The organism is Streptomyces katrae, from assembly GCF_000717655.1.
GTDB lineage: Bacteria > Actinomycetota > Actinomycetes > Streptomycetales > Streptomycetaceae > Streptomyces > Streptomyces katrae_B.
Map to the genome: position 1 here is coordinate 140,414 of NZ_JNZY01000010.1, position 23,709 is coordinate 164,122.

Annotated in this window: 19 protein-coding genes; 10 read left to right on the forward strand and 9 right to left on the reverse strand. The window is 74.2% G+C overall.

Annotated features, from left to right (window positions below; all coding sequences use genetic code 11):
• The first annotated feature begins 72 nt into the window (after window positions 1-72).
• On the forward strand, window positions 73-405 hold the full coding sequence (locus IF09_RS0114355; protein ID WP_030295589.1) for a hypothetical protein: 333 nt from the start codon (window positions 73-75) through the stop codon (window positions 403-405).
• 176 nt (window positions 406-581) lie between these two features.
• On the opposite strand, the gene IF09_RS0114360 is transcribed toward IF09_RS0114355, so the two are convergent.
• Together IF09_RS0114360 and IF09_RS0114365 are read right to left on the reverse strand one after the other, a co-directional pair.
• Window positions 582-1,328, reverse strand: a complete 747-nt coding sequence (locus IF09_RS0114360; RefSeq protein ID WP_030295591.1) for a MerR family transcriptional regulator — start codon at window positions 1,326-1,328, stop codon at window positions 582-584.
• Window positions 1,329-1,390: 62 nt separating this feature from the next.
• Window positions 1,391-1,843, reverse strand: a complete 453-nt coding sequence (locus IF09_RS0114365) for a hypothetical protein (RefSeq protein ID WP_030295593.1) — start codon at window positions 1,841-1,843, stop codon at window positions 1,391-1,393.
• 239 nt (window positions 1,844-2,082) lie between these two features.
• Between IF09_RS0114365 and IF09_RS0114370 the strand changes: the two genes are divergently transcribed.
• The 3 genes from IF09_RS0114370 (at window position 2,083) to IF09_RS0114380 (ending at window position 5,528) form a co-directional block, all read left to right on the forward strand.
• Entirely contained in the window at window positions 2,083-3,315 is a 1,233-nt protein-coding gene (locus IF09_RS0114370; protein ID WP_078613247.1) for an MFS transporter, read from the forward strand.
• A gap of 290 nt (window positions 3,316-3,605) precedes the next feature.
• On the forward strand, window positions 3,606-4,331 hold the full coding sequence (locus tag IF09_RS41710; RefSeq protein WP_030295597.1) for a peptidoglycan-binding domain-containing protein: 726 nt from the start codon (window positions 3,606-3,608) through the stop codon (window positions 4,329-4,331).
• A 120-nt stretch (window positions 4,332-4,451) separates the two neighbouring features.
• Complete coding sequence (locus IF09_RS0114380) at window positions 4,452-5,528, forward strand: RNA ligase (ATP) (protein WP_030295598.1); 1,077 nt, start codon at window positions 4,452-4,454, stop codon at window positions 5,526-5,528.
• Window positions 5,529-6,144: 616 nt separating this feature from the next.
• Here IF09_RS0114380 and IF09_RS0114390 read toward each other — a convergent pair.
• A complete protein-coding gene (locus IF09_RS0114390; RefSeq protein ID WP_030295601.1) occupies window positions 6,145-7,455 on the reverse strand; it encodes an ROK family transcriptional regulator in 1,311 nt (436 codons plus the stop codon).
• 195 nt (window positions 7,456-7,650) lie between these two features.
• On the opposite strand from IF09_RS0114390, the gene IF09_RS0114395 reads away from it, so the two are divergent.
• From IF09_RS0114395 to IF09_RS0114415, 5 genes are all read left to right on the forward strand, one after another.
• Window positions 7,651-8,967 carry an ABC transporter substrate-binding protein gene (locus IF09_RS0114395; RefSeq protein WP_030295603.1) on the forward strand — a complete coding sequence of 439 codons (1,317 nt, stop codon included), beginning with the start codon at window positions 7,651-7,653 and terminating at the stop codon, window positions 8,965-8,967.
• 55 nt (window positions 8,968-9,022) lie between these two features.
• On the forward strand, window positions 9,023-9,952 hold the full coding sequence (locus IF09_RS0114400) for a carbohydrate ABC transporter permease (protein WP_199920438.1): 930 nt from the start codon (window positions 9,023-9,025) through the stop codon (window positions 9,950-9,952).
• Window positions 9,945-10,811, forward strand: a complete 867-nt coding sequence (locus IF09_RS0114405) for a carbohydrate ABC transporter permease (RefSeq protein ID WP_030295607.1) — start codon at window positions 9,945-9,947, stop codon at window positions 10,809-10,811. Before IF09_RS0114400 ends, IF09_RS0114405 begins: the two co-directional genes overlap by 8 nt.
• 22 nt (window positions 10,812-10,833) lie before the next feature.
• Window positions 10,834-12,219: a GH1 family beta-glucosidase gene (locus tag IF09_RS0114410; RefSeq protein ID WP_234320993.1), complete on the forward strand. Its 1,386-nt coding sequence runs from the start codon at window positions 10,834-10,836 to the stop codon at window positions 12,217-12,219.
• 132 nt (window positions 12,220-12,351) lie between these two features.
• Window positions 12,352-13,269, forward strand: a complete 918-nt coding sequence (locus tag IF09_RS0114415) for an NADP-dependent oxidoreductase (protein ID WP_030295611.1) — start codon at window positions 12,352-12,354, stop codon at window positions 13,267-13,269.
• 72 nt (window positions 13,270-13,341) lie between these two features.
• On the opposite strand, the gene IF09_RS0114420 is transcribed toward IF09_RS0114415, so the two are convergent.
• From IF09_RS0114420 to IF09_RS0114435, 4 genes are all read right to left on the reverse strand, one after another.
• Window positions 13,342-15,498: a discoidin domain-containing protein gene (locus IF09_RS0114420; RefSeq protein ID WP_030295612.1), complete on the reverse strand. Its 2,157-nt coding sequence runs from the start codon at window positions 15,496-15,498 to the stop codon at window positions 13,342-13,344.
• 331 nt (window positions 15,499-15,829) lie between these two features.
• Window positions 15,830-18,706, reverse strand: coding sequence for a poly(A) polymerase (locus IF09_RS0114425; protein WP_030295615.1), 2,877 nt, complete (start codon window positions 18,704-18,706; stop codon window positions 15,830-15,832).
• Window positions 18,706-20,523, reverse strand: coding sequence for an RNA ligase family protein (locus IF09_RS0114430; protein ID WP_051832524.1), 1,818 nt, complete (start codon window positions 20,521-20,523; stop codon window positions 18,706-18,708). The genes IF09_RS0114425 and IF09_RS0114430 overlap by 1 nt, the downstream gene beginning before the upstream one ends.
• Before the next feature lie 94 nt (window positions 20,524-20,617).
• Window positions 20,618-21,235, reverse strand: a complete 618-nt coding sequence (locus IF09_RS0114435; RefSeq protein WP_030295623.1) for a TIGR03086 family metal-binding protein — start codon at window positions 21,233-21,235, stop codon at window positions 20,618-20,620.
• A 107-nt stretch (window positions 21,236-21,342) separates the two neighbouring features.
• Here IF09_RS0114435 and IF09_RS0114440 point away from each other — a divergent pair, with 107 nt between their 5' ends.
• On the forward strand, window positions 21,343-22,314 hold the full coding sequence (locus IF09_RS0114440; RefSeq protein ID WP_030295625.1) for a helix-turn-helix transcriptional regulator: 972 nt from the start codon (window positions 21,343-21,345) through the stop codon (window positions 22,312-22,314).
• Here IF09_RS0114440 and IF09_RS0114445 read toward each other — a convergent pair.
• Both IF09_RS0114445 and IF09_RS41715 read right to left on the reverse strand, forming a co-directional pair.
• Window positions 22,308-22,958 carry an NAD(P)-dependent oxidoreductase gene (locus IF09_RS0114445; protein WP_030295627.1) on the reverse strand — a complete coding sequence of 217 codons (651 nt, stop codon included), beginning with the start codon at window positions 22,956-22,958 and terminating at the stop codon, window positions 22,308-22,310. The genes IF09_RS0114440 and IF09_RS0114445 overlap by 7 nt on opposite strands.
• A gap of 127 nt (window positions 22,959-23,085) precedes the next feature.
• Window positions 23,086-23,568 (reverse strand): hypothetical protein, encoded by a 483-nt coding sequence (locus IF09_RS41715; protein WP_158709966.1) that lies wholly within the window; start codon window positions 23,566-23,568, stop codon window positions 23,086-23,088.
• Window positions 23,569-23,709 lie beyond the last annotated feature (141 nt).

The window sequence follows — 23,709 nt, forward strand, 5'->3', positions numbered from 1 at the left end:
GAGTACCTCACACCCAACGAGCTGAGTATCCGCGCCGATTCCCCGCGCCCCCACCGCTGATCGAATAGGGGCATGACCTTCGACGCCACCGCCGCCCGCACCGCGCCCCGCCCGCGCCGCATGCAGCACGTGACCACCGCCGGCTCGGCCCTGGCCGTCGCCCTGGTCCCGCTCGTGGTCGGCGTCCTGGTGGCCAAGGGCATGGCCGCCGACCCGCACACCCCCGTCAACGCCCTCATCACGAACGGCGGCCAGCGGGCGGGCCTGCCCCGGGCCGAGTGGCGCCGGCGCGGCCACGCCACGATGCGCCGACTGCGCACCGCCCGCCGGACCACGGCCCGCCGCTGCGCCGCGGTCCGCACCGGCCGCCGCCCCGCCGGCGCCACCCGGGACCGCGCCGCATGATCGTGCGCCGGTCGGCTAGTGCTGTGACCGGCAAGGTTCACCGGGCCGCGACGCCCGGCACGGCACCTCGCCGCGTTGCCGGACCGCGCAAGTACGTCCAGTACGAGCCGCGGCCCTCCGCCTTGCGATGCACCGCACCGGACGCCGCGCCCCGGCAAACCTTTCCGGCCACAGCACTAGCGGTGGCCGTGGGTGTCGATCCACCGGGCGAGGGCCTGGGCGGTGGGCAGGACGCGGTCCATCGGGCCGCGGTGCACCACGGTCGCGGCCCGCTCGACCCCCGGCAGCTCGACGACCCGGACCGCACCACCGAGATCCTCGGCGCGGACCGAGGGCCCCACCGGCAGCCCGGCGTGGACGAGGACGGCTCCCGCCTCCGCGCCCGGCGCGTCCTCGTAGTACGCGGTCCCCGGTCCGGTCGGGACCGCCCCGGCGGCCTCCATCCGGCGGCAGAGCTCCTCGTACAGCGGGCCGATGACCGGCCCGACGTCCTGCGGCTGGTAGCTCGCCGCGACCCCGGTCAGTTCGACGAGCCGGACGGGCGGGAGGCTCTTCACGACGATGTCGACGGTGGACATGGATCCCTCGCTCTCGATGGTCCGGAGCCTCGCCTCGACCTGGGTCAGCCGGGCCGCCGCTGAGGCCATGGCCGACTCCAGTTCCGCCCGGCGCAGCCGCAGCATGCCGCGCAGCTCCTCCGCGCCCACCCGTTCGTCGAGGATCGCCCCCACCTGGTCCAGGCTGAAGCCGAGCTCCTTGAGCGCGATGACACGGTTGAGGCGGGCGAGTTGCCCGGCCTCGTAGTAGCGGTAGCCGCTGGAGGGGTCGACACGCGCCGGGCGCAGCAGTCCGATGGCGTCGTAGTGTCGCAGCATGCGGACCGATACCCGGCCGTGTTTGGCGAAGTCTCCGATGGTGAACATGACGCCTTCCAGTGCAGGCCCTGACACGGGGTGAGGGTCAAGTCCTGAGCGGTACCTGCTGGTCAGCGGCCATACTGCCGGATGCACAGGTCCACGATGGACGGCGGTACGGCGCCTTCGGCAACCGCGCACAGCTCGTCCGGCCGGGGCAGCGCGGCCCCCTGCCGAGGGCTGCGCGGCGGTACGGGCTGGGGCGGGTGCGCCCGGCGCGGCGCGGCCGGCGGCTTCGCGGTGCGCGCGGCGGGCGGCCGGGCGGCCCTGGCGGGCGGACGCTCCGGGTCCGGCTCCCGGTCCGCCCCCGGGAGCTGCCCCAGCGGCATGGGCCGGGACGCCGGGAGGGGCGGCGGCAGGTCGGGGACGGCGGCCGGGGGCGACGCACCGGCCGGATCCCGCGCGTCCAGCGGCGCCGAGGTGCCGGGCGCCGGGGCCGGATCCGCGTCCGAGCCGACGAAGACGCAGCCGCTGCTCGCGAGCAGCGCGACGAGGGACAGGGGCAGGGCCCGGCGTAACTGCATCCGACCACCATGCCGTACCGCACGGGCGGCCGGCCCCCGCGCTCACGCGTCCGGGTGACGTGGCCCGGAAGCCGGCCCGCAGTCGGCCCCGGCTGCCGAAACGATTGCCCGGACCGGGAATTTCCGTAGTCTGCCGGGGGACGGGAACGACAGTGCGAGTGCCGGGGAGGCGCGACCCCGGTACGCCGCGCTGCCTGCCCTGCCTTCGCATCCCGACGGACCGTACGGAGTACCGATCCATGACCGCAGCCGACGCGCCCGGCGATACCGCACCGACTCCTGACCCGCTCCCGCCCGCCCCGTACCCCGCGCCCTGGAAGGGCTGGGCGGCGGTCCTCGCCGTCGCTCTCGCGATCTTCTGCCTGATCACCTCCGAACTGCTGCCCGTCGGCCTGCTCCCCCCCGTCGGTGACGCCCTCGGGGTGTCCGACGGCACCGCCGGGCTGATGGTGACCGTGCCCGGGCTCGTCGCCGGACTCTGCGCCCCTCTCGTCACCGTCGGCGCCGGCCGGCTCGACCGGCGGCTCGTGCTGTGCGTGCTGATCGCCGTGATGGCGGCCGCCAACCTGGCCGCCGCCGTCGCCCCGGGTTTCGCCGTGCTGCTGGCCGCGCGCCTGCTCGTCGGGGTCGGCGTCGGCGGCTTCTGGGCGCTGGCGGGCGGGCTCGCCGTAAGGCTCGTACCGGAGCGCCACGTCGGCCGGGCCACCGCGCTCGTCTTCGGCGGCGTCCCCACCGCCTCGGTGCTCGGCGTGCCCGCCGGCACGCTGCTCGGCGAACTCGGTGGCTGGCGGACCGCCTTCGGCGCGGTCGGCGCCCTCGGTCTCCTCGCACTGGCCGCACTGCTCCTGCTGCTGCCCCCGCTGCCGCCGGCCCGGGACGTCACCTTCCGTGAACTGCCCGCCCTGCTGCGCGGGAACCGCGGGGTCCGGGCCGGGGTGATCGTCACCTTCCTGGTGGTGACCGGACAGTTCGCCGCCTACACCTTCGTGCGGCCCGTCCTGCAGGACGTGTCCGGCATCGACGCCGCTTACGTGAGCACCCTGCTCCTCGGCTACGGAATGGCCGGAGTCGCGGGCAACTTCCTGGCCGGGGCGCGCGATGCGTACCGTGCGGTCCTCGTGATCAGCTCCGCGCTGACGGCGGTCCTCGGGCTGATCGCCACCCTGCCGGGAGCGGCCGCCGGGACCGCGCTGCTGCTCGCCTGGGGGCTCGCGTACGGGGGTGTCTCGGTGAGCCTGCAGAGCTGGATGATCAAGGCTGCGCCGGGCGCGGCCGAGGCCGCCACCTCGCTGATGGTGGCCATGTTCAACCTGGCCATCGCGGCGGGCGCCCTGGCGGGCGGGTTCGCGGTCGACGGTATCGGCGCCGCGGCGGCCCCGCTCACCGGGGCCGCGCTGATGCTCGTGGCCGCGGTCACGGTCGGCCTCACCGTGATGGTCCGGATGCCGAGGGCTACCGCTGCTGATGGGTAGACCGGACGGATGGGGCAGTTCGGACAGCCGGCTTGACCCGGGCCCTCCCAGGAGGAAAGAGTGCGCCGATCAAGCACTCGAGAACCACCGCATGAGCTGCACTTCGGAGACGTCTCACATGTTCAGATCGGTCCGCTGTTCGCTTGACCCCATGACGACCGGAGGCGCCCTCGTGCCGAGTACCGCTGCAGGCACGGTCCTGGTCGCGCGGCGGCGCAGGGCCTGACCGGCCGGGTGGGGGCCGACACCGCACCGCCGCGCCGGCCCCCACCCATGCCGGGGAGACAACCGTGTCCCACCATCCCGATGAGAGCGGAAGCGTCCCCGGGGACCGCCCGCTCGTAAGCCCGTACGTCGCACCCTCCGGGCGGCCGTACCGGGCGACCACGCCCGCCTGGCCCCACACCGGGCCCGTCCCCGTCTCCTTCCCCGCCCCCGAGGGGCGGCGCGGGGACGACCCCGAGCGGGCGGCCGCGGCCACCGGCGCTGCCGATGCCCGCACCGCCCGGCGGGACCGCGGCAGCCGGCTCCCGCTGGCGGCCTTGGCCCTGCTCGTCCTCGGTGCGGCCGGCGGGCTGGTGTTCCTGCTGAGCGGCCCCGATCCGCGGCCCGAGCGGGCCGTGACGCCGCCCGAGCTGTCCGTTCCGATGCTCCCGGCGCGCAGTCCTGCCGCAGGCGACGAACCCTCGCAGGAGGGGTCCGTACGGGCCTCCGTGCCCCCGGCGTCGGCCGGCCCGTCCGCGAGCCGGACGCCGAACTCGGCGCCCCCGTTGAGCGCCTCGGCCGGGCAGCAGTCGGCGGGGACTTCCGGGACGCTGCGGATGGGCGACCGCGGGCCCGAGGTGAGCGCCCTGCAGGAGCGGCTCCGCGGCCAGGGGTTCACGTACGTGGACGTCACCGGCGTCTACGACGGCCAGACCAAGCGCGGGGTCGCCCAGCTCCAGCGCGACCGGGACATCAAGGGCGACCAGCCGGGCGTCTACGGCCCGGCCACCCGGGCGGCCTTCGGAGGCTGACCCGCCGGGGTGGCGGGCGGGTCAGGCTAGCACCGCGATATCGGCTGGACCAGCCAAAATGGCGGGCCGCAGAGTGGACGCCGTCGCACACGACGCCGTCACATCCGAGGAGTTGCGCACATGTCGACCTTGCGGGTCACCGCCGAAGAGCTGACCGTCCACGAGCATCCGAACGCTGACGCGCTGGAGCTGGCCCAGGTGGGTCTCTACCGCGCCGTCGTCGCCAAGGGCGCCTACCGCACCGGCGAGTTCGCCGTGTACATACCCGAACAGGCCGTGCTGCCCGCCGAGCTGATCGAGGAGCTCGGCCTGACCGGCCGCCTGGCGGGCGGTTCCGCCGACCGGGTCAAGGCCGTCCGGCTGCGCGGTGAGCTCTCGCAGGGGCTGGTGTGCCGGCCGCGCGCGCTGGCCGCCGTGGACCTGGCGCAGGCGGCCGAGCAGGGTGCGGACTTCGCCGAGCTGCTCGGGATCACCAAGTGGGCGCCGCCCGTCCCGACGACCATGAACGGCGAGGTGGAGGCCGCGCCCGACCTGCTGCCGTGGGTGGACATCGAGAACCTCCAGCGCTACCCGCACCTCTTCGACCCCGGCGAGCCGGTCGTCCTCACCGAGAAACTCCACGGCACGGCCTGCCTGTTGACGTACGTGGCGGACGGCGAGCGCGTGCTGGTTTCCTCCAAGGGCTTCGGCTCCAAGGGGCTGGCGCTCAAGGAGGAGGCCCGCAACCTCTACTGGCGGGCCGTACGCGGCCACGGCGTCCCGGAGGTCGCCGCGAAGCTGGCCGCCCGGCTGGGCGCGACCCGGATCGGCGTCTTCGGCGAGGTGTACGGGGCGGGCGTCCAGGACCTCGGGTACGGGACCGATGCGCGTACGGCCGCCACGGGGCCGGGGTACGCCGTCTTCGACGTGTCCGCGGAGATCGACGGGCAGGTGCGCTGGCTGGACCCGCACGAGCTGCTCCAGGACGGCGAACTGCCGCTCGTGCCCCGGCTGTTCGAGGGCCCGTACGAACTCGACGCGGTACTGGGGCTGGCCAGCGGCCGGGAGACGGTGTCCGGCCGGGCCGTGCACCTGCGCGAGGGCGTCGTGATCCGCCCGGCGGCGGAACGCCACAGCCCGGTGGTCGGCGGCCGCGCCATCGCCAAGGCGGTCAGCCCGGCGTACCTCACCCGCAAGGGAGGCACGGAGTACGAGTGACCCCGGCAGGTGCAGCAGGGCCCGGCAGCCTGGCCCGATGCCCCCATCGGATGCGCTCTCCCGTGCCCTCGACGCCCCCGCGGACCCGCCGCTGCGCGCGTTGCCGCCCGGCGCATCTGCGGCTCGTGCACGACGTGGCGGGCGAACTCGTCGACTGCCTCGCCGCGTACGGCCCGGGCCTGCCCTTGGTCCGCGAAGCCTTGCTGTTCGGCGCGGCCACGCACGATGTGGGCAAGGCCGTGCACAACGCCGAGCTCAGCGGCCCCGGCTGCGCACACGGGGCCGCCGGGCGGGACTGCTCCTCGCGCACGGCTTCACCGAGGATCAGTCCCGCTTCGCCGCCACGCACGCCACCTGGACGGCGCCCGGCGTCAGCGTCGAGGAACTGCTGGTGAGCACCGCCGACAAGGTGTGGAAGGGCAAGCGGGTGCCCGGACCGGAGGACCTCCTGGCCGGCCGGATCGCGCAGGCCGCGGGCACCGAGCCGTGGGCCGTGTTCCTCGATCCGGACGAGTCGCTCGGCCGGATCGCCGACGGCGCCGACCGGCGGCCGGCCTCCAGGCCGCCTTTCCGGTCTGGCCTGTCCGCCGCTCCCGCCGGGGCCCGCGCCGTCGGCTCAGCCCCGGCGGGCCGCCGGCCCGCCGCGGAACTCCAGGGCCGTGCGCCAGCCCGGCGGTTCGGTCTGCGGCTGCGGGGGTGTGCGGCGGCCGCCCGTGGCGAAGAAGGCCGACAGCGGGAGGGTCGCCGCCCCGACCGTGACCGCGTCCGGTCCCAGGGAGCCCAGGCCGATGCTGACGCGGTCGGCGGGATGGCGCAGGGAGTACCGGGTCGCGTGCTCCCGTACGGCGGGCAGGATGTGCGGGCCCAGCAGCAGGCCCGCCCATCCGCCGATCAGGATGCGCTCCGGCCGGAACAGGTTGATGACGTCCGACAGGCCCGCGCCCAGGTATTCCGCGGTCTCCTCCAGGACCTCCAGGGCCACCGGATCCGCCTCGACCGCCGCCGCCAGCAGGGCCGACAGGGCTTCCTCCTCGTCCACCGCCCTGCCCGAGCCCCCGCCCCGCTCCGCCCAGCGCGCCAGCAGTGACTCGGCTCCCGTGTACGCCTCGAGGCAGCCCAGCGCCCCGCACCGGCAGCGCCGTCCCCGTACCGACACCGTGAGGTGCCCCCACTCCAGCGGGGTGCCCTCCGTCGTGCCCCCGTCGGGCGAGCCGTCCGTGATCAGGCTGGCGCCGACGCCCGAGCCGAACAGGACGACGACGGCCTCCCGGGCCCCGCGCCCCGCCCCGAACCACATCTCGGCCTGGCCGAGCGTGCGCGCGCCGTTGTCGATGAGGTACGGGACCTCGTCCGGCAGGGCCCCGGTCGCGCGCAGCAGCGCCTCCAGCGGCACCGCGTCCCAGCCGATGGTCTGTCCGTGCACGACCGCTCCGCCCGGTGCCTCGCGGTCCACGATGCCGGGGACGCCGACGCCGACGCCCAGCAGCCGCTCGGTCCCGGCCCCGGCCTCGGCCAGGACGGCGGCGATCCCGGCCCGGACGTGGTCCACGATCGGGCCGACGTCGTAGCAGCCGCGCGGCTGCAACGGCAGTTCGGCGCGGGCCAGTTCGGTGAGCGCCAGGTCGAACAGCTCGACGCGTACCCGGGTTTCGCCGACGTCGACCCCGATCATGTGGGCGCTGCCGGGGGCCACGCGCAGCAGGGTGCGGGGCCGGCCGCCGTCCGAGTCGACGATGCCCGCCTCTTCCAGGAGTCCGTCCTCGACGAGTTCGCCGACCACGTTGCTGACGGAACCGGAGCTCAGCCCGGTGGCGGGCCCGAGTTCCTGCCGGCTCATCGGCCCGCCGAAGTACAGCCGCTGGAGCACGGCGCTGCGGTTGCCGCGCCGCAGGTCCCGCACCGTACGGCCGCCACGCCCTGTGGTCATCTGGCTCCTTCCGTCCTGCCGTCCGCCCTGTCGTCGCTCGCAACATACCCGTGCGGGACCCCTTGACGCGACCCTTTCGCGAGGCTTAACTCACGTCCTGAATTAAGGCCTTGGCGTGGTGAGCGCCCGCGAAGCGCCCGAGCCGGGACCACCCGCCGGCCTTCCCCCGACCCTGCCGAAAGGGGCCGATCCGCCATGCGCAGAACCCGAGCCGCCGCTGCCGCCGTCACCGCCTGTCTGCTCGCCGTCGGTGCCACCGCCTGCGGCGGCACCGCGGACAACGGCGGCGGCTCCGACGCCGCCCCCAAGGAGCTCACGTACTGGGCCTCCAACCAGGGCCCCGACCTGGCAGCGGACCAGGCGACCCTCGGCCCGGAGCTGAAGAAGTTCGAGGAGCAGACCGGCATCAAGGTCAAGCTCGAAGTCGTCCCCTGGTCCGACCTGCTCAACCGGATCCTCGCCGCCACCGCCTCGGGCCAGGGCCCCGACGTCCTCAACATCGGCAACACCTGGTCCGCCTCCCTCCAGGCCACCGGAGCCCTGCTCCCGTGGGACGCGGAGAACTTCGACGCGATCGGCGGCAGGGACCGCTTCGTGGAGTCGGCCATCGGCTCGGCGGGCACCGCCGGCCAGGACCCGGCCGCCGTCCCGCTCTACTCGATGTCGTACGCGCTCTACTACAACAAGAAGATGTTCCAGGAGGCGGGCATAGCGAAGCCCCCTGCCACCTGGGACGAGATGGTCACGGTCGGCCGGAGCCTGTCCAAGGACGGCAGGTGGGCGCTGGGCGCCGAAGGGGGCAACCTCGCCAACAACATCCACCAGGTCTTCGTCCTCGCCAAGCAGCACGGCGCGGACTTCTTCGACGCGGCCGGGAAGCCCGCCTTCGACTCCCCGGGCGCCGTCGACGCCGTCAAGCAGTACGTGGACCTGATGGCCAAGGACGAGATCATCGCGCCGGGCAACGCCGAGTACGCGCACAACCAGTCCCTCCAGGACTTCGCCCACGGCAAGACCGCCATGGTCCTGTGGCAGAGCGCCGCCTCCTCCTTCAAGAGCCACGGCATGAAGGAGGGCGACTGGGGGGTGGCCCCGGTCCCGGTCCCCGCCGGCGGCGCACCCGGCACCGGCCGCAACACCAACTCCATGGTCGCCGGCATCAACCTGGCCGTCTTCAAGAACACCGACAACATCGACGGCTCCCTCAAGTTCGTGAAGTTCATGACCGGCGACGAGGAACAGAAGATCCTCAACAAGACCTACGGCTCCATCCCGCCGGTCAAGGCCGCCCAGAGCGACCCTGCCTTCGCCACCGAAGACCTCACCGTGCTGCGCACCACCCTCGGCACCAGCGCCGCCCCGCTGCCACAGGTCCCGCAGGAGTCCCAGTTCGAGACCGCCGTCGGCACCGCCGTCAAGGAGCTCTTCGCCGACGCGGCAGCGGGCCGGCCCGTCACCACCGAGTCGGTCAGGGCCGAACTCACCAAGGCCCAGCAGCAGATGGCGAGCTGAGCCCGGCCCGATGAGCGCCACGAGCCACACGAGCCGCATACGCCGCGATCGCCGCATGAGCCCCAAGACCGCCCGCCTGCGCCGCAGCGCGCTGCCCTACCTCCTGCTCCTGCCCGCCCTGCTCCTCGAACTGCTCGTCCACCTCGTCCCCATGGTGATGGGCATCCTGATGAGCTTCCGGCAGCTGACCCAGTTCTTCATCCGCGACTGGTCCCGCGCCCCCTGGACGGGACTGGCCAACTACGAACTCGCCGTCGACGTCAACCGGCCCGTCGGCGAGGCCCTCCTGCGCTCCTTCCTCACCACCTGCCTGTTCACCCTGCTCTCCGTCGGCCTGTGCTGGCTGCTGGGCACCGCGGCAGCGGTGTTCATGCAGGAGAACTTCCGGGGCCGCGGCGTCCTGCGCGCCCTGTTCCTCGTCCCGTACGCCCTGCCCGTGTACGCGGCCGTCATCACCTGGGCGTTCATGTTCCAGCGGGACAACGGCCTGGTGAACCACGTCCTCCACGACCAGTTGGGCCTCGGCGGCGCCGAGCACACCTTCTGGCTGCTGGGCGACAACAGCTTCTGGGCCCTGCTGACCGTCTCCGTCTGGAAGGGCTGGCCCTTCGCCTTCCTCATCGTGATGGCCGCCCTGCAGAACATCCCCGCGGAGCTGTACGAGGCCGCCGCGCTGGACGGCGCCGGAGTCTGGCAGCAGATCCGCCGGATCACCCTGCCCTCGGTCGGCGCGGTCAACCAGGTGCTGGTCCTGGTGCTGTTCCTCTGGACCTTCAACGACTTCAGCACACCGTTCGTACTGTTCGGCAGATCGGCCCCCGAAGCCGCCGACCTGATCTCCCTCCACATCTACCAATCAAGCTTCGTCACCTGGAACTTCGGCACCGGATCGGCGATGTCCGTCCTCCTGCTGCTCTTCCTGCTGCTGGTGACCGCCGGCTACCTGCTCGCCACGACACGCGGACGGAGGAGCGAGCGTGCCTGACCGCCGCCGGCCATCGCCGCTGGCCCCGCCCGCCTCGTTCCGCGTGGTCCGCGCCGCCTTCCTGACCCTGCTCACCGGCTTCGTCCTGCTGCCCGTCCACGTGATGGTCACCAGCTCGCTCAAACCGCTCCAGGACGTCGCGGGCCGCTTCCGCTGGATCCCCAGCCGGCTCACCGTCCGCCCCTACATCGACATCTGGCACACCGTCCCGCTCGCCCGGTACTTCGTGAACTCCCTGATCGTGGCGGGCGCGGCCACCACCGCTTCCGTCGTCATCGCCGTCTTCGCGGCCTACGCGGTCAGCCGCCACCGCTTCCGCGGCAAGCGCCTGTTCACCGTCACCGTGCTCTCCACGCAGATGTTCCCCGGGATCCTCTTCCTCCTCCCGCTGTTCCTGATCTTCGTGAACGTCGGCAACGCCACGGGAATCGCCCTCTACGGCTCACGTGGCGCCCTGATCCTCACGTACCTGACCTTCTCCCTCCCCTTCTCCATCTGGATGCTCATCGGCTACTTCGACTCGGTGCCCCGCGACCTCGACGAGGCGGCCACCGTCGACGGCTGCGGCCCCCTCGGCGCGCTCTTGCGGGTCGTGGTCCCGGCCGCCGTCCCCGGCATCGTCGCCGTCGCCGTGTACGCCTTCATGACCGCCTGGGGCGAGGTGCTCTTCGCGTCCGTCATGACGAACGACACCACCCGCACCCTCGCCGTCGGCCTGCAGGGCTACTCCACGCAGAACGACGTCTACTGGAACCAGATCATGGCCGCCTCGCTCGTCGTCAGCATCCCCGTCGTCGCCGGATTCCTGCTGCTGCAGCGGTACTTGGTGGCCGGCCTCACGGCGGGAGCCGTCAAGTGACCCGTTCGGCAGGAGCCGTCAAGTGACCCTTTCCGAAGCCCGCCCCGACACCGGCGGAGAGACCGGCCTCATCGACCTCGGCGCGCTGCCCCGCGACTTCGCCTGGGGCACCGCGACCTCCGCCTACCAGATCGAAGGGGCGGTCGACGAAGACGGCCGGGCCCCCTCCATCTGGGACACGTTCTCCCACACCCCCGGCGCCGTCGCCGGCGGCCACACCGGCGACACCGCCTGCGACCACTACCACCGCTGGCGCGAGGACATCGCCCTGATGCGGGAGCTCGGCACCAACGCCTACCGGATGTCCGTCGCCTGGCCGCGCGTGGTCCCCGGCGGCGACGGCCCCGCCAACCCCAAGGGCCTCGCCTTCTACGACCGGCTCGTCGACGGGCTGCTCGCAGCCGGGATCAGCCCCTCCGTCACCCTCTACCACTGGGACCTGCCCCAGGCCCTCCAGGACCGCGGGGGCTGGCCCGAGCGGGCGACCGCCGAGCACTTCGCCGCGTACGCCGGCCTCGTCGCCGACCGCCTCGGCGACCGGGTCACCCAGTGGGCCACGCTCAACGAGCCGCTGTGCTCGGCGTGGATCGGCCATCTGGAGGGCAGGATGGCCCCCGGCCGGCGCGACCTGACCGCCGCCGTCCGCGCCTCCTACCACCTGCTGCTCGGCCACGGCCTCGCCACCCAGGCCGTCCGCGCGGCCGCCCCCGGCGCGCAGATCGGCATCGTCAACAATCTCTCCACCGTCGAACCCGCCGGCGACGGCGAAGCCGACCGGGCGGCGGCCCTGCGCATGGACGGCCACGTCAACCGCTGGTGGCTCGACCCCGTCCACGGCCGCGGCTTCCCCGCCGACATGCGCGAGGTCTACGCCGTGGACCTCCCCGAACGCCCAGGCGACGCGGCGGCCATCGCCGCCCCGCTCGACTGGACCGGCCTGAACTACTACTTCCCGCAGACCGTCAGCGCCGACCCGGCCGGTCCCGCCCCGTACGCCCGCCAGACCGACCGGCCCGGCGTCCCGCGCACCGGCATGGACTGGGAGGTCGACGCGAACGGCCTCGAGACCCTGCTCATGCGGCTGACCGAGGAGTACGGGGCCCGGCGCATCCACGTCACCGAGAACGGCTCCGCGTACCACGACACCGTCGCCGCCGACGGCAGCGTCCACGACCCCGAGCGGGCCGCGTACCTGACCGGGCACCTGGCGGCCTGCGCCCGCGCCGCCCGCCGCGGCGCACCGGTGGCCGGGTACTACGCCTGGTCCCTGCTGGACAACTTCGAGTGGGCGTACGGCTACGACAAGCGCTTCGGCCTCGTCCGCGTCGACTACGCCACCCAGCACCGCACGGTCAAGACCAGCGGCCGCCGCTACGCCGAGGTGATCGCCGCGCACCGGGCGCTGTGAGACCGCAGGTCCCTGCGCCGCGCCGGGCCCGCCCCGCTTCTCGGGGCGGGCCCGGTCTTTCGTGATGGGATGGGAAGCGACGGCTCATGGCTGACGGCTCACGGAGAGGTCGGGTAGATGTCCGAGGACACCATGCGGGCGATGGCGTACGAGACGTACGGCGGGACGGAGGTGCTCACCGAGACCCGGCTGCCGATGCCCAAGCTCGCCCCGGGCGAGATCCTCGTCCGGGTCAAGTGCGCCTCGGTCAACCCCGTCGACTGGAAGATCATGTCGGGCGGGCTCGACGCCCTGATGGACGTCGTGTACCCCGTCGTCCCCGGCTGGGACGTCGCCGGCACGGTCGAGCGGGTCGGCATCGACACACCTGAGTTCTCGGTCGGCGACGAGGTCATGGCCTACGCCCGCAAGGACTACGTGCACGGAGGGACGTTCGCCGAGTACGTCAGCGTGCCCGTCCGCGCCGCCGCGGCCAAGCCCGCCTCGCTCAGCTGGCACGAGGCGGCCGGCCTGCCGCTGGCCGGGCTCACGGCGTATCAGCTGCTCACCCGGCTCGCCACCGGCAAGGACGACACCGTCCTCATCCACGGCGCTGCCGGCGGCGTCGGGTCCTTCGGCGTGCAGATCGCCCGCGCACTCGGCGCCCGGGTCATCGGCACCGCCTCGCCGCGCAACCACGACCGGCTGCGCGACCTCGGCTGCGAGCCCGTCGAGTACGGGGACGGCCTGGTCGACCGGGTGCGCGCCCTCGCCCCCGACGGGATCACCGTCGCCGCGGACTTCGTCGGCGGCGTCCTCGACGTCACCCAGGCGGTCCTGGCGAACGGCGGCCGGCACGCCTCCATCGCCGACCCCACCGTGCTCGGTGCGGGCGGCCAGTGGATGTGGGTCCGGCCCGACGCCGAGGGCCTGGCGGAGCTGGCCCGGCTCGCCGGCAGCGGGCAGCTCACGGTCACCGTCGCCAAGACGTTCCCGCTCTCGGAGCTGGCGGCGGCCTTCGATTTCAGCCAGACGGGACGCGCCGCCGGAAAGATCATCCTCGAGGTGTGAGGCCGGACCCCTCCGGCCCGGGAGGCACGGGGCGGCCAGGAGCCGCCCCGCACCGTGCCGGCCTTCGGTGGGTCAGGGGAAGGAGACCACCGTGGACGGGGTCGTCGAGGTGCCCGAGGTCGGCGCGCCCGTGGTGTTGATGACGTGCTCGTACTGGCCCTTGCCGCCGAGCGAGACGACGAGCAGGTCGTGGAACCGCACGCCCGGCTTCACCGGTGCCTGGAAGCCGCGATCCTGACGGATCGTCGGGTCCACGTTGTAGAAGCAGTAGCTGCCCAGCCCCCAGCCCTCGTGGGTGGTCACCGAGTCGGCCACCTTGTACGCCGCGTAGCCCTTGGTCGCACCGTTCTGGATCGCGGCCTGGTTCGGGGCGTCGTACGCCTTCTCGTTCTGGAAGAAGACCGTGCGGCCGCGCTCGCCGTTCCACTCCACGTCGTACTTGTTGAAGTGCTCGACGAACAATCCGGTGGCCAGGACGTCGTCACCGTTCACGCGGAACCCGAAGTCGGCGCGGTTGGTCTCCCAGCCGACCCCGTCGCCGTGGTCGGCGCGCCAGATCCAGGTGTGGTCGACGATCGTGTCGTGGTTGTTGATCACCATGCCGACGGTGGCCTTGCCGGGGCCGGCGCCGCCGACCCGGACGAACACGTCCTGCACGGTCGTCGGGTTGCCGCCGTGGTCCGTGGTCGTGCCGGCCGGGCCGACCTCCAGCAGGCTCGGCGAGTTGACCGGCCCGGCGTCGATCAGGAACCCGGCGAGCCTCACGCCGTCGACGTCGGCGACCTTCATCGCCGTGACCCCGTTGTCCGGGACGATCGTGGCGAGGCCGAGGCCCAGGACGACCGTGTCCGCGCGGTTCACCCGGACGGTCTGGTCGACGTGGTAGACGCCGGGCGTGAACAGCAGGTGCAGACCCTGGGCCAGCGCCTGGTTCATCGTCGCGGCGGTCGTGCCCGGCCTGACCACGTAGAACCGGCTCAGCGGGATCGAGGTGCCCTGCGGCGCGCCGTTGCCCCAGGAGGTCCCGCGGGCGTTCACCCGCTTTGCCGGGACGAAGACCTTGTACTCGGTCCCGTCGAGGTGGAGGAAGGGCTTCTCCCGGGATACCGGGGTGGAGTCGAGCGTGGTGTACGGCGGGCTGGGGAAGGACTGGGCGGGCGCCCCCTGGACGCCGGAGAAGACCTGGTTCCAGACGCCGTTGCCCCAGCTGCCGATCGCGCTGTCGCGGGTGTACCACTGCTGCTGCGAATAGTTGCCGACCTGGCCGTCGATCTTGGAGTCGGCGATGTAGCCGCCGGAGGCCCAGCCGAAGCCGTCGGGGGCCAGGTTGAGGCCGCCCCTGACGTGCATGCGGCGGAAGGGTGCGGCCTGGGAGACGGCCCAGCGGTCGGTGCCGTTCACCGGGTTGAGCGCGAGGTTCTCGGCCGAACGCCAGAAGTTCTGGGTGGCGTTGCCGCCGAACCAGCCGGCGTCGACGGTCACGTCACCGTTGATGGTGGTGTCGTCGGGGCTGAGGCCCAGCCCCGAGACGGAGGTGTAGAAGCCGATCTGGGCGTTGAGGCCGTTGTACGTGCCCGGCTTGAACAGGAACTGGTAGCGGCCGGCGCCGAACTGGGCCGACTCCTGCTGCCGGAAGACCTCGTCGAGCCTGGCCTGGATGTTCGGCGTGGACGGGTCGAAGACGACCACGTTGGGGCCGAGGTCGCCGCCGCCGGGGAGGGCGGGGCCTGCGTCGGTGGTGCCGAAGACCTGGAACTCGTAGAGGGAATAGCCCCACTGGGTGGCCCGCTGGGTGCCGTACACGCGGACGTGGCGGGCGGTGCCGGTGATGTCGTGGGTCCGGACCCCGCCGGTGGCGGTGGTCGTGGAGTGGGCGGTGCTCCAGTGCGTGCCGTCGTCGGACAGCTCGATCCGGTACGCCGTCGCGAACGCGGTCTCCCAGCGCAGCACCACCTGACTGACCTGGGCGGGGGCGCCGAGGTCGACCTGTATCCACTGCGGGTCGGCGAACTGACTCGACCATCGCGTGGCGTTGTCGCCGTCGACGGCGGCGGAGGCGGGGGTGCCGCCGTTCTCCTGGCTGGAGGCGGTGGCTGGTCTGCCCTGGGAGAGGAGGACGGGTGCGGCCTGGGCGGCGGTACCCGGCAGCAGTACGAGGAGGGCCGCGACCAGCGCGGCGGCGAGAGCCGCGACCGTCAGTCGCGGTGGATGGTCCGAGAGGCGGGGCATTGGGGGGCTCTCCTGACGTCGTGGATCCGGGGGGACCGAAGCGTGAGTGAACTGCCCGCCACGAGGGCCGTCAAGGGTTTCCGCGTTCATGAAGTGAATGCCTGAAGGGGTGTCAATTGCCCGCGAGGCCTGTGAACTCGCGGTTTCTTCAATCCTTGTGAAAAGTGTTGACGAAAAAAGACGACCAGACTCTACTGAGGCTTCAGGCCGCTCTGTCCCGCCCCGAACCGCTGGACGGGACAGAGCCGGGCCGTCTTCGGAGAGTGGCCCGGGCCGGAGGGTGGATGCTGCCGTGCGTTCGTTACTTGTCGTCAGGGGCGGGCGGGGCGCGTCACCCGAGTGGAGGGACCGCCCCGCACTCCGCCCAGACGACCTCGACGCCCGTGAGGCCGGCGGACCAGCGGTCCGCGAGCGTGGCGAGACCGGCCGCGTCCGGCGGGCTCGCGCCCAGCCCGATCGCGTACCGCGCCGAGACCGGGGAGGCCGCGAAGGGCCGCGGCCACGCGTGGACGTCCCGGACACCGGCCTCCGCAAGCGCACCGAGCAGCGCGCGCATCCGGCCCCGCGCCCGGCCCAGGCGCTCCTCGAATTCCCGGGGCGCGTCGGCCCGTACGGTCACCACGGCCCACGCTGCGTGCCGGCGGTGCAGCGGCGGGGTCCCCAGGGGCACGGCCTGGGTCTCCGTTTCCAGGAGTTCCCACGTCCGGTACAGCTCCCGGCCGAGCAGGTCGCGCAGCCCGGGGCCGACCTGGGTCGTGCAGCTGCGGGCCGGTGCGGAGGGCGTGAGGACGGTGACGGGGTCCGGGGCCGGGTGCGGGTGCGGGTACACGTGCGGCTCCGGGTCCGGATCGGGCGGCGCCAGGGTGATCGGGTCGCGCCAGTCCCAGGCCGCCCAGGTGCCGAAGAACTCCCGGAGCAGGGCCGCGGGGGACAGGTCGGCGGCTTCGCGGACCGTACGCGCCGCCAGTACGGCCCAGGCCACCCCCGGGAGTCCGCCGAACGGCGCCGAGTCCAGCCCCCGGGACCGGGCCCACGCCTTCACCTCCCGGGCCAGCCCGGCGAACGCCCTCTGCCGGTCGGAGCCCGCGAAGTCCCGTACCGCATCGGCGTCGCTCACCGCGCTGAGCGCGATCGCGGCCGCCTCGCCGAGCTCCGCCCGCCGCTCCACCGCCTGCGCCGGGTCCACCGTGCCCGTGGCGACGACCGCCAGGTCCACGTCCAGTCCGGCCGCACGCAGCCGCAGCCCGGGTACCCGTGCGCCCCTCACCTCCCGGAGTCCTTCGGCCTCCGGGGCCGCTGCCGCGATGCGCTCCCGTACCTCCGCGATCCCGACCGTGCCCGGCAGGGCCGCGACCAGGTCGAGGTCGGCCCCGGGCAGGGCGCAGCCCATGCGGCGGGATCCGGCGAGGTGCACCACGCCGTCGCCGAGCGCCTCCGCGATCCGGGCGGTGAGCGACTGGGCTTCCGCATCGCGTGCGGATGCCGCTTCGTGCAGGGCCGCCGGTTCCGGTTCCGGCTCCTGCGCCCACCGCCAGCTGCCGGTGCCGAGGTCCACCGTCGCCCGGACCTGCATCGGCCCGTCCCCGCGCCGTGACAGCACCGCGAGCTCACCGACCCGGGCCGACGTCCCCGTGCCGGATGCGCCGAGTCGCGCGGCGAACTCGGCCAGGGCCCGCTGCGGATCCCGGCTGCGCCCCAGCGTCAGGTGCGGGGTGAAGCCGTCGCGCCCGCGGCACCCCGGGAACCGCTCGGCGAGCTCCTGCCGCAGCTGCTGCCACGGCGCGTCGCCGCCCGCCGCCGGGTCCAGCCACAGCGTGGCGTCCTCGCGGTGCCCGAAACTGTGCACCCCGGCCAGCCGGGCCGTGAACGGCGCCGTCTGCCCGGCCACTTCGGCCAGCAGGGGCAGCGCCTCCTCGAACGAGGACTCCGGTACGAAGCCGAACAGCAGGTTCACGTGCGCCGGCCAGCGGTGGACCGCCGGGTCGTGCTCCCGGCGCAGCGCCTCGACCGCCGGATCCTGCGGCGGCAGCCACGCCACCGCCGTCCGCGCGGTCGCCCGTACGTCCAGCACCGCGCGCCCGGCGTCCCGCCCGGCGAAGTCCACCACCGCCTCCACCCCGAAGTGGTCGGAGATGAACAGCCCCTCCGGGCCGGGGGTGTCGCCCCGCAGGACGGCCTCCCGCACCCGCGCCCCCGCCGAGCGCAGCAGGACCCGGTCCAGCCGGGCGGCCCGCCCCGACAGCGAGCCCACCGCGGCCAGCGGATTGGCCTCCGGGTCGAAGGTCGGCGTGGCGTCCAGCGCCCCGTGCACCTCGCTCCACGTGTCCCGCACACCGAGTGCGGCCGCCGGTCCCTCCGGGCCGGAGCGGCCGTCGTTGAAGTCGCCGAGCAGTACGGCATCCGCCTCGACGCCGCTCAAGCCCTCCGCGATCCGGGCCAGTTCGACGCTCCGCCGTCCGGCGCCGTTCTCCGTGTGGTCGCTCGTCAGGTGCAGGCAGGCCACGACGAGGGGGCCGCTCGCGGTGTCCACCGTCACCGCTGCGACCGCCTTGTGCGGCCCCAGCAGGTGCAGCCCCGCCTCCCGTACGGGCAGCCGGCTCAGCACCAGCAACCCGGTGGCGGCGACGTCCTTGCCGCGCGGATCGGTGCCCACCGTGTACTCGGCCCGCACCCACGGCTCCGCGAGCAGCATGCCGAGCAGAGCGGGTTCGACCTCCTGGAGGGCGATCACATCGGCGTCGGCGGCCGCCAGGCCGGCCAGCAGCATCGGCCTGCGCCGGGCGGTGTCGATGAGCGGGGCGTCGTACCGGTCCCACAGGGTGTTCCAGGTCAGCAGCCGCAACCGGGCCGGCCCGGAGCCGAGCGACGCAGACCCGCCGGTCGGCCGCCAGGCGCCGCCGTCCGCCGGATCCCAGGCGTGCGGGGTCCGGGCGGTGAAGAACGGGGCCCGCAGCAGCCGCGGTTCGCGGATCCGGCCGGCCTCGGTGGAGTCGATCCGGTCCACGCCGCTCGCCCGGTCCCAGACGAGCTCGCCGTCCGCCTCGACGAACAGCACCCGGTGCCAGGGGATGTCGCCGCCGGGCACGAAGGAGTGCAGCGGGATCCGCTTCGGCGGCGCGCCGCGCTGGTGCAGCCCGAACACGAAGCGCGCCGGGTCGAAGCGCGGGTCCCAGCGGACCTGGTGGTAGAGCTCCTCACTGGTACGCATCAGCCGTGCTCGCTCCCTGCCGCAGCAGCCGCCGGTGTCACTGCGGTCGTCCCGATGGTTCCAGCCGTGTCCTCCACGGTCCCGCCCGCCCCGACGTACCAGGTGCGGTGCCCCGGCCCGTGCCCCGGGTACGGCGGGCTGAACCGGTGCAGCTGGGTGGTCAGCACCTGCGGCGGTACGGGATGGGGCCGGACGGCGTTGCGCCGGACCAGCTCGGCCTCCTCGACCAGCACCACGGCCTGGGTCACCAGCGCGTCGCGGCGCTGCGCGACCGCGCCCACCAGGCCCCGCTGCTGATCGGTGAGGGAGGTGGCGTCCCACACCACCGTGCCGCCGGTGTCCGTCGCGGCGGCCAGCGCGGCGTCCAGCCGGTCCAGGCCCTCGCGCAGCACGTCCGCATTGGCCCGCTGGTCGGCGCGGGAACCCCGGGCGGTGCGCAGATCGTCGAGACCGATGTACGCGGCCACGCCCGGCAGGTTCCGGGCGTACGTGCTCTTCCCGCTGCCCGACGGCCCGCACAGCTGCACCAGCCGGGGGAAGGCGCCGTCCCGCCACCGCCAGGTCGCGGCCACCGCCTCCTCGGCGGTGGAGATCCCGCCCCGCGCGAACGCCTCCCGGGCCTGCGCCCAGCACCGGTCCGCCGCCTCCGCGCCGAGCCCGCCGAGGGCCTCCCGCAGCCCGGCGCGCAGCGGACCCAGCGGATCGGGGCCGAGCAGCCCCGCCTCCTCGGCGTACAGCGCGGACCACTCCACGCACTCCCGCGCCCCGGCGTCCCCTGCGGCCGCTGCCCCGGCGAGCGCGTGCAGCACCCCGAGATCGGCGGCGACGGCCATCCGGACCAGGCCGGCCCGCCGCCCCTCGTCCGGGAACGGCCGCTGCAGCGACGGGTACAGCCCGACCAGGTCGGCGACCCTGCGGGCGAGCGGCATCCCGAGCGGCCCCGCCGCCAGCCGCGCCCCGATCCGGGCCCGCGGAGCGCGGTGCAGTACGGCGGCCAGTACGCCGGCCAGCCGGGCCTCCCCGGTGTGGCCCGACGCGTCGAGCCGGCCCGCCACTTCGGCGACGACCGGCGCGACGGCATCGGGCACGGGACCGGGTGCGGCATCGGGGAGGGGACCGGGTGCGGGATCCAGGCCGAGGGCGGCCGTCAGCTCCGCCGCATCGGGCTCGGAGCCCGAGCGCACCGCCCACAGCGGGGCCTGCGCACCGAGCCCGTTCGGGACCACCTGCGCGTACATCCAGTGGGTGTCGGTCTGCACATGGCCGCCGCGCACCCACTTGGCGACATACCGCCCGAAGTCCGCACGCGTGAAACCGGCCACCGTCCGTACGACGTAGCCCTCCTGCCGTGCGGTGTCGAGCCGCAGCCTGCGCAGCGCGCGCTCGTCGAAGACGCCCCGCCAGAGCACCCTCGGGGTGGGCACGCCGAGGCCGTGCAGGAAGCTCACGGTCCGGTCCCAGTCCAGGCAGTGCTCCCCGTCCCACACCGAGAAGCCGTAGAACCAGCTGTCGAGGTCCTCGTAGGGGATCGAGTGGCGGGCGTACAGGTTCTCCCCGCACACCCGCCACCCGCCCGGTATGCCCGCGCCGATCCGGCTCTGGAGGCCCTTGACCCAGGCCCGCGAGGGGTGGTGGCCCGAGTCGAGCGAGCGCGCGTGCAGGCCGTCCGCGTACAGGGTGGTGTTCTCCCCGTCGAGCTTCTCGGTGACGACGACCTCGCGCCCGGCCAGCCCCGCGTGCCCGGCGGCGCGCACGTCGTCCGCCGCCGCCCCGGGGGACCAGGGCAGATGCGGCGTACGGGGGTAGTGGGTGCGCATGACCGGCTCCTGCTCGACGACGGGGTGAATCGTCACTCTAGGTATCCGGAGCCGGGGCATCCAATCAATAACCCCCGCGCGGGGCCGCCCTCCGTCAGGGGCGCCGCCCGGCCCAGGCCACCAGCCGGTCGATGGCCGGGGCACCGGCGTCCACCGCCACGACCTCGGCGAACGGGATCCGCCCGCCGCGGGTTCCGGCCGGCAGTGCGTTGCGTACGACGGCGATCACCCGCTCGATCAGGGCCGTGTCCCATTCCGGGTGCTGTCCGGTGGCCCTGGCCAGGTCCCAGGTGTGCACGGTGAGTTCGTGGGTGTAGACGGCCGCGGCGGCCGCGCCCGGCAGGACACCCATCGGCAGGCGCAGCTGCCGGCCGAGGAGGGCCGGGTCCGCCCACACCTCGGCGACCGCGCGGGCACCCGGCTCCCAGGCCGCCGCCCAGGCGCCGTCGGCGAGGTCGTCGGCGAAGGACGGGACGCTGAACGGGTCCTCGCCGCGCCCGATCACCGCGATCCGGCGGACGACGGCGACGAGGTGGCTCGAGAGCCGCCGGACGTCGAACTCGTCGCACGGGGTGGGGGCGTCGTACTGGTCGGGCCGGACGGCGGCAAGGGTGCGGCCCGCCAGCTCGACGGCCGCGGCGAGGTCGAGTCGCGGGTCGAAGGCGGTGGTGGGGGCGGACGGGGTCTCGGTGAGCTGCGTGATCTCGGTCATGTGTTCATCCTGGGAGCTGAACTGGCCATCTTCTGGCCAGTTTCCCGAGGAGAATGAACGGCAACGACGACAACGCCCGGGGCGCAGACAGAGAAGAGGGACGGGACATGAGAGCCGACCGGCTGGTGGCGACCCTGCTGTTCCTCCAGGAGCGCGGCCGCGTCACCGTCCCCGAGGTGGCCGCCGAACTGGAGGTGTCCCAGCGCACCGCCCGCCGCGATCTCGAGGCCCTGGCCGCGTCCGGCATCCCCGTCTACTCGCAGCGCGGACGCGGCGGCGGCTGGTCCCTCGTCGGCGGCGCCCGTACCAACCTCACCGGGCTGACCGCCGACGAGATCCGGGCGCTGTTCCTCGTCACCGGGCCGATGGCGGCCACCCCCGAACTGCGCACCACCCTGCGCAAGCTGGTCCGGGCCCTGCCGTCCACCCTGCGGGCGGAGGCCGAGGCCGCCACCCGCGCCGGAGTCGTCGACGCCACGGACTGGTCCCGCAACGCCGTCACCGCCGATGCCGCCCACCGCTCCGCGCTCCAGGGCGCCGTCGTGGACGGCATCCGCGTCCGACTCGGGTACGCGGGCGTCGGCAAGCCGGCCGGCGAGCGTACGGTCGACCCGCTCGGGCTCGTGGCCAAGGCGGGGGTCGACTACCTCGTCGCCGGTACGGAGAACGGCCTGCGCACCTTCCGGCTCAGCCGGGTCCGCTCCGTCGAGCCGACCGGCGAACCCGTCGTCCGGCCGCCCGGCTTCGATCTCGCGACGGCCTGGCGGGAGCTGTCCGGGGCCTTCCAGGACGGCATGTACGCGGTGACCGCGCGGGCCCGCGTCCACCCCGACACGCTGGCCCTGCTGCAGCGGTTCCTCGGCGGCCGGGTACGCGTCGGCGGCCCGCTGCCCGACGGCTGGACCGAGGTGTGGGTCGACGGCCCGGCCCCCAAGGCGCTGGCCGGCCACCTGGCCGGGCTGGGGGCCGGAGTCGAGGTGCTGGAGCCTCCGGAGGTAAGGCAGTGGCTGGCCCGGATCGGCGCCGAACTCACGGCGATGTACGCGGGGGACGTGCAGGGCGTGCCGCCCGTTCAGTAGCCGATGGTGAACCGCAGGCCCGGATGGGCGTCGCGCTCGATCTCGTCGACCAGCGCCACGGCGTAGTCCTCGGCCGAGATGTGGCTGCGGCCGTCCTCGTCCACGATCAGATCGTCGAGGGCCAGCCGGTACGTGCCCGTGCGCTCTCCCGGACCGATCTGCGCGGCGGGGCTCAGGCAGGTCCAGCGCACCTCCTCCACGGGCACGGTCCGCAGGAAGTCCAGCGCCTCCCCATGGGCGTGCATGAGCGCGCGGACCGGCTCCGGGAGGCCCGGCGCCTGCCAGACCGGCGGGCCCTCGGGGGTGCGCAGCGAGCCCGCCCCGCCCACGACGATCACACGGGGCCTCGGGGTCTCCGGGCCGAGCGTGCACAGGCCGCCGATCAGGGACTTGGCGGCGGTGACGAGCACGCCCGGATCCCCGGACCCGGGGCCGATCGCACTGACGACCACGTCCCGGCCGGCCGCCGCCTCGGCGACGGAGTGCGGGTCGAGGACATCGCCGCGCAGCACCTCGGCGCCGGGATCCGCCAGCTTCGCGGGGTCGCGCACGACCGCCGTGACCTCGTGGCCGCGCCGGAGCGCTTCGCGCAGCACGAGGGCTCCGATGGTGCCGGTCGCGCCGAACAGGGCGATCTTCGCCATGGCGACTCCCTGGGGGTGGAGGCGGTACGGGCCCCGGGTCGGGCCCGCGCCGCCCATCCAAGCGAACCGGCCCCGCCGACACCCGGCAGCGGGGCCGGGGCTACTCCGGTGATCCGGAACGGACGGTCTAGTGGCACAGGGCGACGATCGACGGGGAGACCGTGCCCCTGGCCGCCTCGCACAGGGGTGCCATGTCGTACGGGCGAGGCTGCTCGGGCCGTGGCTTCGGCCGTACGGGCGGCCGCTTGCGGGGCTTGGGCGCCGGGGCGGGGCGTACGGGGTGCGCCGGCCGGGCAGGCGCGCGACCGCCGGTCCGGTGCTGCGGCGGCCGGTCCTCCCCGGGCTGCGCGGCGGGCGGTTCCGGCTCGGCCCCGGCCCCGGCCCCGGCCCCGGCCCCGGCCGCCGGCGGGGCCGGCGGGGGCTCCGATGCCGGGACGCGGCCCAACGGCAGGGCCCCGACCGCCGTTTCGAGGGCCGCGGTCCGGTCCACCGCCGGATCCGGCAGCGCCGGTTCCGCAGGCCCGCTCGGCCGTACGGTCACGCACCCGGCGGTCAGCGCCAGCGCGGCGAGGATCAAGGGCAGGGGCAGAGCCACCCGGCGTAACTGCATCCCTCCACCCTGCCGTACGACGGACGGTGGAACCTACGTGCCGTCACCCACACGAGTGGGGGCGCTGCGGACGACCTACGCCGCCGGGCGGCCCTGTGCGGCCGGCCGGAGCAGGTGCAGCTCGCACAGCATCCGGCCCAG